Annotated in this window: 12 protein-coding genes; 2 read left to right on the top strand and 10 right to left on the bottom strand. The window is 66.5% G+C overall.

The genetic code is table 11. From position 1 onward, the window contains the following. Window positions 1–213 precede the first annotated feature (213 nt). Complete coding sequence (locus tag BLW48_RS28225; protein ID WP_093178740.1) at window positions 214–492, top strand: hypothetical protein; 279 nt, start codon at window positions 214–216, stop codon at window positions 490–492. A gap of 7 nt (window positions 493–499) precedes the next feature. Here the strand turns inward: BLW48_RS28225 and BLW48_RS28220 are convergent, their stop codons facing one another. From BLW48_RS28220 to BLW48_RS28205, 4 genes are read right to left on the bottom strand one after another with little or no spacing between them, the layout of a single operon-like run. After that, window positions 500–1,012, bottom strand: a complete 513-nt coding sequence (locus tag BLW48_RS28220; RefSeq protein WP_093178738.1) for a GNAT family N-acetyltransferase — start codon at window positions 1,010–1,012, stop codon at window positions 500–502. Then, window positions 1,012–1,806, bottom strand: a complete 795-nt coding sequence (locus tag BLW48_RS28215; protein ID WP_093178737.1) for an ABC transporter ATP-binding protein — start codon at window positions 1,804–1,806, stop codon at window positions 1,012–1,014. The genes BLW48_RS28220 and BLW48_RS28215 overlap by 1 nt, the downstream gene beginning before the upstream one ends. Then, window positions 1,806–2,702: an ABC transporter permease gene (locus tag BLW48_RS28210; RefSeq protein WP_093057463.1), complete on the bottom strand. Its 897-nt coding sequence runs from the start codon at window positions 2,700–2,702 to the stop codon at window positions 1,806–1,808. The genes BLW48_RS28215 and BLW48_RS28210 overlap by 1 nt, the downstream gene beginning before the upstream one ends. 21 nt (window positions 2,703–2,723) lie before the next feature. Continuing rightward, the gene (locus BLW48_RS28205; protein ID WP_093057501.1) at window positions 2,724–3,650 is read right to left on the bottom strand and encodes an ABC transporter substrate-binding protein; all 927 of its coding nucleotides are present in this window, start codon (window positions 3,648–3,650) and stop codon (window positions 2,724–2,726) included. A 265-nt stretch (window positions 3,651–3,915) separates the two neighbouring features. Here BLW48_RS28205 and BLW48_RS28200 point away from each other — a divergent pair, with 265 nt between their 5' ends. Further along, a complete protein-coding gene (locus BLW48_RS28200; protein ID WP_093057502.1) occupies window positions 3,916–4,386 on the top strand; it encodes an Lrp/AsnC family transcriptional regulator in 471 nt (156 codons plus the stop codon). A 12-nt stretch (window positions 4,387–4,398) separates the two neighbouring features. Here the strand turns inward: BLW48_RS28200 and BLW48_RS28195 are convergent, their stop codons facing one another. The 6 genes from BLW48_RS28195 to ugpB form a co-directional block, all read right to left on the bottom strand. Further along, window positions 4,399–6,831, bottom strand: coding sequence for a DUF3772 domain-containing protein (locus BLW48_RS28195; RefSeq protein WP_093178735.1), 2,433 nt, complete (start codon window positions 6,829–6,831; stop codon window positions 4,399–4,401). A 77-nt stretch (window positions 6,832–6,908) separates the two neighbouring features. Continuing rightward, entirely contained in the window at window positions 6,909–7,655 is a 747-nt protein-coding gene (ugpQ, locus tag BLW48_RS28190; protein ID WP_093178734.1) for a glycerophosphodiester phosphodiesterase, read from the bottom strand. Between the two features lie 3 nt (window positions 7,656–7,658). Then, a complete protein-coding gene (ugpC, locus tag BLW48_RS28185) occupies window positions 7,659–8,666 on the bottom strand; it encodes a sn-glycerol-3-phosphate ABC transporter ATP-binding protein UgpC (protein ID WP_093057466.1) in 1,008 nt (335 codons plus the stop codon). 3 nt (window positions 8,667–8,669) lie between these two features. Continuing rightward, entirely contained in the window at window positions 8,670–9,521 is an 852-nt protein-coding gene (gene ugpE, locus BLW48_RS28180; protein ID WP_093057467.1) for a sn-glycerol-3-phosphate ABC transporter permease UgpE, read from the bottom strand. A gap of 1 nt (window position 9,522) precedes the next feature. Next, window positions 9,523–10,404, bottom strand: a complete 882-nt coding sequence (gene ugpA, locus BLW48_RS28175; protein WP_093057468.1) for a sn-glycerol-3-phosphate ABC transporter permease UgpA — start codon at window positions 10,402–10,404, stop codon at window positions 9,523–9,525. Between the two features lie 99 nt (window positions 10,405–10,503). Next, window positions 10,504–11,814: a sn-glycerol-3-phosphate ABC transporter substrate-binding protein UgpB gene (gene ugpB, locus BLW48_RS28170; RefSeq protein ID WP_093057469.1), complete on the bottom strand. Its 1,311-nt coding sequence runs from the start codon at window positions 11,812–11,814 to the stop codon at window positions 10,504–10,506. Between the last annotated feature and the right edge of the window lie 6 nt (window positions 11,815–11,820).

The raw sequence follows: 11,820 nt of genomic DNA, 5'->3' as shown, positions 1-11,820 counted from the left end.
CTCTGCAGCGTGGGGGCTATCTGGTCGAGCGCGAACGCGAAACGACCGCGCAGATCGAGCGGCGCGGTCGTGTGGTTCAAGCCGAGAGCCCAGACTGACATGGCCGTGATTATAAAATCAGCAGCCGCACGAGGCTTGCGGAAGGACAAATGGCTTTCCCTATGACAGCCATAACCTTCCGCGCATGTTCCGGCACGTGTGCAACCCCTCCCGATGGACCTGCTGGCCCTCTTGAATCACCTGCTTAATTTTGTAGCACCCGCGGCCTTCCTGGCCCTGGTGCTGGCCTTTGCCGGGCGGTTCCTGGGCGGCAACCGCGCCGGCGTCTCGCGCTGGTGGGTGCAGTGGGCGCTGACCTTTGCGGCCGGCGTGGGTGTATCGGTTGCCGGCCTCGCGGTGTTCGGGCGTGACGGAGCGATGGTGACCTACGCCGCGCTCGTGGTGGTTTGCGGTACTGTCCAGTGGCTGGCGATGCGCGGCTGGCGCCGCTGACAACCAGTCAGCCGAGCCGGCGGATCATGTAGGCCGACTCGCCGGGGTAGGTGGCGAGCCGGGCCTGCTGCCCGGTGCCGGCGGGCTGCGTGGCCGCATAGCCCTGGCGCAGCCAGAAACCCACCGAGGATTGCACCGACACCAGCGTCGAATGCCGCCAGCCGGCCCGTGCCGCGTGAGCCCAGGCATGGCGTACCAGCAAGGGCCCCAGCCCCAGGCCCGAGGCGTCCGGGTGCACAGCCAGATCGTGCAGGTATAGCGAATCGGGCTGTTCGGCCACTTCGAACTCCCCATGCAGCGGAGTGAGCTTGCCGACTACCGATGGATACCCGGCCAGATAGGCCCGCACGCCGCCTTCATGCTCGGCCACCCAGCCCGTATGCGGCGCGGCAGCGAGCCGCCGGGCGATCAGCGCGCCGTCCTCCACGAACCCCGCGCCATAGCAGGCGAGCTGGATCGCGAGCACGGCGTCGAGGTCGTCGGCGCGCATGCCGCGCACGAAGGGGGCGTCCGACACCATCAGGCCAGCAGCAGCTTGTCGTCGTCCAGTTTTTCGCCGCGTGTCTGCTCGAACATGCGCAGCAGGTCGGGCACATCGAGCCCCGAGCGCTCCGGCCCGGCCACGTCGAGGATCACCTGGCCCTCGTGCAGCATCACCGTGCGCGAGCCGTAGTCCAGTGCCTGGCGCATGCTGTGCGTCACCATCATCGCGGTGAGCTGGCTGCCTTCGACGATCCTGGCGGTCAGTTCCAGCACGAAGGCGGCAGTTTTCGGGTCCAGCGCGGCCGTGTGCTCGTCCAGCAGCAGGATGCGCGAGGGCTTGAGCGAGGCCATCAGCAGGCTCACCGCCTGCCGCTGCCCGCCCGAGAGCAGCCCGATGCGGTCGGCCAGCCGGTTCTCCAGCCCCAGCTTCAGGATCGACAGCTTCTCGCGGAACAGCTCGCGCAGGTTGCGGTTGAGCGCAAAGCCGAAGGCCCGGCGCTCGCCGCGCTTCCAGGCGAGCGCCATGTTCTCCTCGATGGTCAGCGCCTCGCAGGTGCCGGCCATCGGGTCCTGGAACACGCGGGCCACCATGCCCGAGCGCTGCCAGGCGTTCAAGCGGGTCACGTTCTTGCCGTCGATCTCGATGCTGCCTTTGTCGACGATCAGGTCGCCGCTCACCGCATTCAGAAAGGTCGACTTGCCTGCGCCGTTCGAGCCGATCACGGTGACGAACTGGCCGGTCGGAATTTCCAGGCTCAGGCCGCGCAGCACGCGGTTCTCGATCGGCGTGCCCGGGTTGAAGGTCATCTCGAGTTGTTGGGCGCGCAGCATCAGTTCTTCCCCTTGAAAAGCCCGCCCAGCTTGCGCTTGTAGGCTGGCACCAGAAGCGCGAACGCCACCAGCACGGCAGTCACCAGGTTCAGGTCTTGCGCCTGCAGGCCCATGAAGTCGGTGTTCAGCGCCATCGCGATGAAAAAGCGATACAGCAGCGCACCCAGCACGCACGCCAGGGTGGTGATGACCATGCTGCGCGCGGGCAGCAGCGTCTCGCCGATGATCACCGCGGCCAGACCGATCACGATCGTGCCCACGCCCATCGAGATGTCGGCCGTGCCCTGGCTCTGGGCGAACAGCGCGCCGGCCAGCGCCACCAGCGCGTTCGACAGCGCCAGGCCTGCCATGGTGTGGAAGTCGGTCGAGATGCCCTGGGCCCGCGCCATGCGCGCGTTGCCGCCCGTGGCGCGCATCGCCAGGCCGGCTTCAGAAGCGAAGAACATGTCGACCAGGATCTTCGCGACGATCACGATCAGCAGCAGCAACAGCGGCTTGGCCCACTGCTCGGGCATGCCGCCGAAGTCGACCATGCTGAACACAGTCGGTTCGGTGATGAGCGCCACGTTGGGCTTGCCCATTACGCGCAGGTTGATGGAGTACAGCGCGATCATCACCAGGATGCTCGCGAGCAACTGCATGATCTTCAGCTTCACGTTGAGCCAGGCCGTGACCCAGCCCGAGACGGCGCCGGCCACGCAGGCCACCGCGGTGGCGGCCACCGGGTTCCAGCCCGCGACGATCAGCGTCGCGGCCACGGCGGCGCCCAGCGGAAAGCTGCCGTCCACCGTGAGGTCGGGAAAATTGATGATGCGAAACGACATGAAGACGCCCAGCGCGACCAGTCCGAATATCAGACCGATCTCGATGGCGCCCAGCGAAGCGATGAGCGACATGAGAGAAAAAGACTCGGGTGCTTACTTCGTGCTCACGACCTTGGCGGTCTTCAGCAGCGATTCGGACAGCGTCACGCCCTGCAGCTTGGCTGCGCCGGGGTTCACCACCAGCTCGAAGTTGGTGCTGGTCTGCGAGGCGATCGTGCCGGGCTTTTCACCCTTGAGGATGCGCACCACGATCTTGCCGGTCTGGCGGCCGATGTCGCTGTAGTTCAGGCCCAGGGCAGCAACGGCGCCGCGCTCGACGGTGGCCGTGTCGGCTGCCACCACCGGCAGCTTGGCCTGCTGCGCCACCTTCACGATGCCTTCGAAGGCCGAGACCACGTTGTTGTCGGTGGGCGTGTAGATCACGTCGGCCTTGCCGACCAGGCTCTGGGCGGCGGTCGGCACGTCCACCGTGCGGGCGGCGGCGGCTTCGACCACGGTCATGCCGGCGTCGGCGGCGGCCTTCTTCAGGGAGGCAACGATGGCCACCGAGTTGGCTTCGCCGGGGCTGTAGATCACGCCGATGCGCTTGGCGTTCGGCACCACCTGCTTGATGAGGCCGACGTGCTTTTCCAGCGGCGACAGGTCCGACACGCCCGTCACGTTGGTGCCCGAGGGCTCCCAGTTCTTCACCAGCTTGGCGGCCACCGGGTCGGTGATTGCCGAATACACCACCGGAATCGTCTTGGTGGCGGCCACCACGGCCTGCGCCGACGGCGTGGCGATGGCGACGATCGCATCGGGCGCATCGCCCACGTATTTGCGGGCGATCTGGGCTGCGGTGCCCACGTTGCCCTGCGCGCTCTGGTAAGTGAACTTGAGGTTTTTGCCTTCTTCGTAGCCGGCCGCCTTCAGCTCGGCCTTCACGCCGTCGCGCACGGCGTCCAGCGCCGGGTGCTCGACGATGGCGGTCACGGCCACCGACTTGGTGTCGGCCGCGAACGAAGGCGCGGCGGCCAGCATGCCGAGGGCCAGGGCCACTGCGCTGAAGGGTGTGCGAAGCAAAGCGTTTTTCACGGGAAAGGGTCTCCGGGTGGGGGGTGTGGATGCATCTGAAGCCGCCGGCGGGCGCCGGTGGCGGGGAATTCAGCGGCCCTGGATCGCGGCATGCGTCCCGGGCGCCTCGGAGTCTAGATCGTACTTTGCACAATTAAGGTGCATGAACGGCTCGGGCTTACCCCGCTTTGCGCCATAAAATTGCATGAATTTGGTGCGTTGGGAGAAGAAATTGCATGAGATCGAACTCGACCGGATCGACCGGAGGATTCTTGAGCACCTGCAGGTGCATGGCCGTGCATCCAACCTCGAACTGGCCGAGGTGGCCAATCTCTCGCCGGCGCAGTGCCTGCGGCGCCACAGGCGGCTGGAAGAACTGGGGCTCATCAACGGCTACGCGGCGCGGCTGAACGCGCGCCACATCGGGCTGGGCGTGATCGCCTTCATCCACGTGACCATGGCGCGCGGCCATGTTGACGAACTGCCCAAGTTCCAGGACCTGATCGCCGACCTGAAGCAGATCCTGGAGTGCTACTCGGTGACGGGCGACTTCGACTACGTGCTCAAGGTCGTCGCGCAAGACCTGGAGGCGCTCTCGCAGTTCCTGATGCACACGCTGATGCACATGCCCGGCGTGTCGGCGGTGCGTTCGAGCGTGTGCCTCAACGAAGTCAAATTCACCACGGCGCTGCCGCTGGAATGACTGCTGGAGTGATCAGCTCGGCATGCCCGGAATCGGCGAGGCGGGCGACGAAGGCACGGAGGGCGTCGCGAGCGCTTCCGGCGCGGTAGCCGTCATCACCATCGTCGGCACGGCCAGCGGCAGCGAGGCCTTCTTCAGTTCGTCGAGGATCACGAACAGCAGGTCGCTGCGCACGCCGCCCGCGAGCCGGGGGCTCGCCACATAGGCGATCGCCTGGAAGATCAGCAACCCGTTCTCGATACCCTCGAGCGTGAGCGACGGCGCCGGGGTTTCCAGCACGCCTTCGTGCGCCTTGCAGGCCGCGAGGATCAGATCGCGCACGCGCTGGGCGTCGGTGGTCAACGGCATCGGCAGGCGGATCAGCACGCGTCCCTCGGCGTTGGCCAGCGTCATGTTGCGCACGGTCTTGGTGATGAACTCCGAGTTCGGCACGATCAGCGTCGAGCGGTCGCCCAGCTGGATCTCGGTGGCGCGCACGTTGATGCGCCGCACGTCGCCCTCGGCCGTACCCAGCACCACCCAGTCGCCCACCTTCACCGGCTGCTCGGCCAGCAGGATCAGCCCCGAGATGAAGTTCTGCACGATCGCCTGCAGGCCGAAGCCGATACCCACCGACAGCGCACTCGCCACCCACGCGATGCGCTCGATGCCGATGCCCAGTGCGGAAAGCGCAAACGCCACCACCAGGATGCCGCCCACATAGCCCAGCAGCGTGGTGATGGAGCTTTGCATGCCCGGCTCGAACTTCGTGTTCGGCAGGTAGGCTCTTTCGAGCCAGCGCTTGAAGATCCGCAGCACGACGAAACCCACCACCGCCACCGCGATCGCGCTCAGGATCGCTCCCGGCACCAGCTGGAACTCGCCCACCTTCACGCCGGTGCCGAACTTGCCGCTGCGCTGGAACACCTCGCCCGGCCCCGTGCCCAGCGGCGCGGCCAGCGCTATCAACATGTAGAAGAACAGCGCCACCCGGCTCAGCGCCGACAGCACCGTGGCGACCTGGTCCAGCGTCTGCGGCGCAAGGTTGAAGCTCTTCTGCAGCCGCTGGCCGAAGGCGGCGCGCGACGACACCGTGGCCATGAACACGTCGTCCGCGAACTTGAACAGCACGTAGAAGGCGGCAGCCACGATGCCGCTCCAGGTGAGCTGCGAGGCCAAAAAGCTCGCCAGCGCCACGTAGCCGACAGCCACCAGCACCCAGATCGCGATCATCAGCGCGCCGATCAGCGCCACCAGCAGGCCGACCCACATCGGCCGCTCGGGCAGGCCGGCCTCGGCCGCATCGGCGCGCAGCGGCTTCACGACATAGAGCACCGTGGCGACCAGCGCCGTCAGCACCAGCGCCGTGAGCACGTGCGTGGCCACTACCGCCGCGAAGCTCGCGTCGATCAGCGCGTTGACCTCCGCCGGGGTCCATGCCAGCGCGGCCACCAGCGCCACCAGCCAGGGCAGGGCGGCGAGCCGCGTGGCCATGGCGTCGGGAATCGGCGGCAGGCGCCACGAGGGCCGGCGCGTGGCCAGCAGCCCGCGGCCCAGCCCGATCACGAAGGCCATGAACACCAGCGCCTGGGCCGTCGAATTGAGCACCTTGCGCGCCTGCGGCTCCCAGGTGGCGAACTCTTTCAGCACCTCGACGAAGCCGTGCGCGGCCACGGCCACGAGCAGCACATGGCTCGCGACGATGCCGATCACCAGCACCGAACGCCGCAGCCGCCCCGCCGGCAGGACGCGCGCGGCCAGCCGGGCGAGCAGGACTTCGGCCGCCCAGTTGCCGAACACCGCGAGCAGCAGCGCCCCGACCAGGGCCGCGATCACCTGCAGGCGCGTTTCGGGCTGGGTCGCCGCCACCAGGCCGTCGTTCACCGAGGACACCATCGCCTTCAGCCGTGCCTGGTCGTCGGGCCAGGCCTCGCGCAGGTCGTTCCAGAACTCGGCGGTCAGCGGCGAGGCCGCGCGCTCGGTGAGCTGCGCCTCGAACAGCGCCCGGCGCTGCGTGACCAGCTCGGTGCCGCGCTGCCGTACGTCGACCGACAGCAGGCGCGCAAGGCGGATGTCGGCGTCGAGTGCGTTGCGCTCCTTGGTCAGGCGCGCGCGCTGGCGGGTGATGTCGGGGTCTTCGGTGGCGCCAGCGGCGGGCGGGTTGCCGAGCTCGCCGAGCCGGGCGTTCAGATCGGCAAGCTCGCCGGTGCGCGCGGTGACGAACTTGTCGGCCTGGGTGCCGATGTCGTTGATCTGCGCGAGCAGCTTGCGCGCGTCCTCGTCGGTCTCGGCGGCGGTGCTGAGCTTGGTGAACTGCTCGCGCAGTTCGGCCACTGTGGGGGCGGGGGCTGCTGCGGCCGCGGCAGCACTGTTGGCGTTGCCGCCGAGGTCTGGCTGCGCCGAGGCGCCGCCGCACATGCACAGGGCTGCGAAGCAGAAGCTCGCGAAGCGTAGGGTCCAACTCATGGCCGCATCATAGAAGCCGCCATTTCGTAAGGGCCGGTAAGAAGTAAGTGCGTAGGTGCGGCCTCAGCCGCGCAGCTTCAGCCGGCGGGGCTGAACAGGTCCACCCTGTCGGTGATGATGCCGTCGGTGCCCAGGTCGATCAGCCGCTGCGCAGCCCACTCGTCGTTCACCGTGTAGCTCAGTGCGCGCAGGCCTGCGCCGTGCACTTGTGCCACCACCGCCGCGTCCCACAGCGCGTGGTTGCAGACGATGGCCACGCAGTCCAGCTGCTGCGCGGCCTCGAGCCAGCCGTTCCACAGCGTGTCGAGCAGCAGGCCGCGCGGCAGCTCGGGCTGCACCGCCTGCGCGCCTTTGAGCGATTCGACCTGGAAGGACGTGAGCAGCGGTGGCACGGCCGCGCCCTGCCACAGGCGGGCGGTCTCGCGCGCCACCACTTCACCGGTTTCGCGCTCGACGCCGGGCGTCGGCTTGATCTCGATGTTGAGCAGGTGCCCGTTGGCCAGGCAGAAGCGCGCGATGTTCTCCAACGTGGGCAGCGGCTCGCCCGCGTAGGCGCGCGAGTGCCAGCCGCCCGCGTCGAGCTGCGCCAGCGCGCTCCAGGGCTGCGCGCCGCCGATGCCGTGGCCGCTGGTGGTGCGGCCGAGCGTGGCGTCGTGCATGAGGAAGACCACGCCGTCGGCGCTGAGCTTGGCGTCGCACTCGAACATGCGGTAGCCGTGCGAGGCGCCGAGCTTGAAGGCCGCAAGCGTGTTTTCGGGTGCCAGCTTGCCGGCGCCGCGATGCGCGACCCAGCGGAGATACGGCCAGGGTGTCGACAAGGCCATCGTTCAGTCTGCGCGCTTGCCCGAACCGGCGTCGAACCAGTGCAGCTTGTCTTCGCGCGCCGCGATCTTCACTGTGTCGCCCGCGACCGGCGGATGGTCGCCTTCGTCGGTGCGCATGATGATCTGCTCGTCGCCGATGCGGCCGTACACCAGGCGCTCGGCGCCCAGCAGTTCGACCTGCTCGACCTGCACCGTCCAGCCGCTTTCGTCGAGCTTCAGGTGCTCGGGGCGAATGCCCAGGATCTGGCCCGGGCGCACGCCCGGCGCGTGCCGCAGCAGGTTCATCGGAGGAGAGCCGATGAAGCTCGCCACGAAGGTGGTGGCGGGGCGCGAGTACACCTCTTCGGGCGTGGCGAACTGGTCCATCACGCCGCCGTTCATCACGATGATGCGTTGCGCCAGCGTCATGGCCTCGACCTGGTCGTGCGTGACGAACAGCGAAGTGATGCCGAGCTCGCGGTGCAGCTTCTGGATTTCGAGGCGCGTCTGCGCGCGCAGCTTGGCGTCGAGGTTCGACAGCGGCTCGTCGAACAGGAACACCTGTGGCTGGCGCACGATGGCGCGGCCCATGGCCACGCGCTGGCGCTGGCCGCCGGAGAGTTCGCGCGGCTTGCGTTCCAGCAGGTGGCCGAGCTCGAGGATCTTCGCGGCCTTGTCGACGCGCACCTTGATCTCGTCGACCGGCACCTTGGCGATCTTCAGGCCATAGGCCATGTTTGCGAACACGCTCATGTGCGGGTACAGCGCGTAGTTCTGGAACACCATGGCGATGTCGCGCTCGGAGGGTTCGAGCTGGTTCACCACCTTGTTGCCGATGGCGATCTCGCCGGCCGAGACTTCCTCCAGGCCCGCCACCATGCGCAGCAGCGTGGACTTGCCGCAGCCCGAGGGGCCGACGATGACGATGAATTCATGGTCGGCGATCTCGGCGCTCACGCCGTGGATGACCTGGTTGGCTTTCGGCCCGTGGCCGTAGCGCTTGATGACGTTGCGTAGGGAGAGAGCAGCCATAACTTATTTTTCAGTGTCCACGAGGCCCTTGACGAACCACTTTTGCATCAGCACCACCACCAGCGCGGGCGGCAGCATGGCTAGGATGGCGGTGGCCATCACGACGTTCCATTCGTTCTGGCCATCGCCGCCGGCAATCAGCCGCTTGATGCCGACGACGATGGGGTACATGTCTTCGTTGGTGACCGCCAGGAGCGGCCAGAGGTACTGGTTCCAGCCGTAGATGAACTGGATCACGAACAGCGCGGCGATCGAAGTCTTCGACAGCGGCAGCAGCACATCGAAGAAGAAGCGCATCGGACCGGCGCCATCCATGCGCGAGGCCTCGGTGAGCTCCTCGGGCACCGTCAGGAAGAACTGGCGGAACAGGAAGGTGGCCGTGGCCGACGCGATCAGCGGCACCGTGAGGCCCGCGTACGAGTTCAGCAGGCTCAGGTCCGACAGCACCTTGTAGGTGGGCAGGATGCGCACTTCCACCGGCAGCATCAGCGTCACGAAGATGGCCCAGAAGCAGATCTTCTTGAACGGAAAGCGGAAGTAGACGATGGCGAAGGCCGACAGCAGCGAGATCGAGATCTTGCCGATGGCAATGACCATGGCCGTCACCAGGCTCACCCACATCATGTGCGCGACCGGCGCGTTCGATCCGGCGCTGGTGGCGCGGCCGAAGAGCGCGGCCTTGTAGCTGTCCAGCATGTGGCTGCCTGGAAGCAGCGGCATGGGCCTCTGCACGATCTCCTGCGCGGTGTGGGTGGACGCCACGAACGCAAGGTAGATGGGGAAGGCGACGATGATGACCCCCAGGATCATCACCACGTGGGCCAGGATGCCCTGGGTGCTTCGTTTTTCAACCATGTCAGTACTGCACCTTCTTTTCGACGTAGCGGAACTGCACGATGGTCAGCGCGATGACGATCACCATCAGCACCACCGACTGTGCGGCCGAGCCGCCAAGGTCCAGTGCCTTGAAGCCGTCGTGATAGACCTTGTAGACGAGGATTTCGGTGTCCTTGCCGGGGCCGCCCTCGGTGGCGGCGTGGACGATGGCGAAGGTGTCGAAGAAGGCGTAGACCACGTTCATCACCAGCAGGAAGAACGTGGTGGGCGACAGCAGCGGGAACTGCACGGTCCAGAACCGGCGCCACGGGCGCGCGCCATCGATGGCTGCGGCCTCGATCAGCGATTTCGGAATGGACTGCAGGCCGGCCAGGAAGAACAGGAAGTTGTAGGAAATCTGCTTCCACACAGCCGCCATGACGATCAGCGTCATGGCGTGCCGCGAATTGAGCAGATGGTTCCAGTCGATGCCGATCTTGCCGAGTGCATAGGCCACCACGCCCAGCGACGGCGAGAACATGAAGACCCACAGCACGGCCGCCACGGCGGGAGCCACCGCGTACGGCAGGATCAGCATGGTCTTGTAGAACATGCCGCCGCGAACGATGCGGTCGGCGAACACGGCGAGCGCCAGTGACAGGCTGATGCCGATGCCGGCCACCAGCACCGAGAAAACGGCGGTGGTCTTGAACGACTCGGCGTAGGCCGGGTCGTGGAACAGCTCCTTGAAGTTCTGCAGCCCGACGAACTCGACCGATGTGCCGAACGCATCCTGCTGCTGCAGCGATTGCAGGATGGCCTGCCCCGCCGGCCAGAAGAAAAACACGAGGATCACCGCCATCTGGGGTGCCAGCAGCAGCCAGGGCAGCCAGCCCGAGCGAAAGAAGACGCGTTTTTCCATGAACCCTCTACGTAAAAAATCCCGCCGCGCCCACTCTTGTAGAAGAGTGAGCGGGGGCGGGCGATATTAGCCGGACACGAGGGGCCCGGTCGTCAATCGTCAGCTCTTGTTTGCCTTCTGGAAGCGTTCCAGCTGCTCGTTGCCGCGGGTCACGATGGCGTCAAGGGCTTCCTTGGCCGTCTTCTTGCCGTTCCAGACCTGTTCGAGCTCTTCGTCCTCGATGGCGCGAATCTGCACGTAGTTGCCCAGGCGGATGCCGCGGCTCTTGTCAGTGACCTTGCGGATCATCTGCGTCACGGCCACGTCGGTGCCGGGGTTCTGCTTGTAGAAGCCCGACTCTTCGGTGAGCTTGTACGAAGCGGTGGTCACGGGCAGGTAGCCCGTGCGCTTGTGGCTGGCGGACTGCACTTCAGGCGTCGAGATGAAGCTGAAGAACTTGGCCACGCCCTTGTATTCGGCCGGCTTCTTGCCCGACATGACCCACAGGCTGGCACCGCCGATCACGGTGTTCTGCGGTGCGCCCGGCACGTCCGGGTAGTAGGGCAGGGGCGCCAGGCCGTAGGCGAACTTGGCGTTCTTGGCCACGTTGCCGTAGAAGCCCGAAGAGGTGTTGATCATGGCGCACTCGCCCGACACGAACGAGGCTTCGGGCACGTTGCCGCGGCCCTTGTAGATGAACAGGCCCTGCTTGGCCATGCTGGCCAGGTTCTCGATGTGGCGCTGGTGCAGCGGCGAGTTCACCTTCAGGCGCGCGTCCAGGCCCTGCAGGCCGTTGGCCTTGCTGGCGAATTCCACGTTGTGCCAGGCCGAGAAGCTCTCCACCTGCGTCCAGTTCTGCCAGGCCGTGGTGAACGGGCACTTGTGGCCGCTGGCCTTGAGCTTGGCGGCGGCGGCAACCACCTCGGGCCAGGTCGACGGCGCCTTGTCGGTGGGCAGGCCGGCAGCCTTGAAGGCGTCCTTGTTGAAATAGAAGATGGTGGTCGAGCTGTTGAACGGGAAGCTCAGCATCTGGCCATTGGGGGCGGTGTAGTAACCGGCCACGGCAGGGATGTAGGCGGCCGGGTCGAACTTCTCGCCCGCGTCCTTCATGACCTGGCCGACCGGCACGATGGCGCCCTTGCTGGCCATCATGGTGGCGGTGCCCACTTCGAACACCTGCAGGATGTGCGGTGCGTTGCCGGCGCGGAAGGCCGCGATGGAAGCCGTCATCGATTCGTCGTACGTGCCCTTGAAGGTCGGGATGACCTTGTATTCCTTCTGGCTCTCGTTGAACTGCTTGGCCAGATCGTTGACCCACTCGTTGTTGACGGCGGTCATGGAATGCCACCACTGGATCTCGGTCTGGGCCTGTGCCACGTTGAACAGCGTGGCGGCCAACGCCGATGCCAGCGCAAGCGTCTTGAATCGCATGAAGAC

The sequence above is a fragment of the Variovorax sp. YR266 genome, from assembly GCF_900107295.1.
In the GTDB taxonomy this organism is placed as follows: domain Bacteria; phylum Pseudomonadota; class Gammaproteobacteria; order Burkholderiales; family Burkholderiaceae_C; genus Variovorax.
Note: the sequence above shows the minus strand (reverse complement) of the source record. Positions and strands in the feature narration are given on the sequence as shown.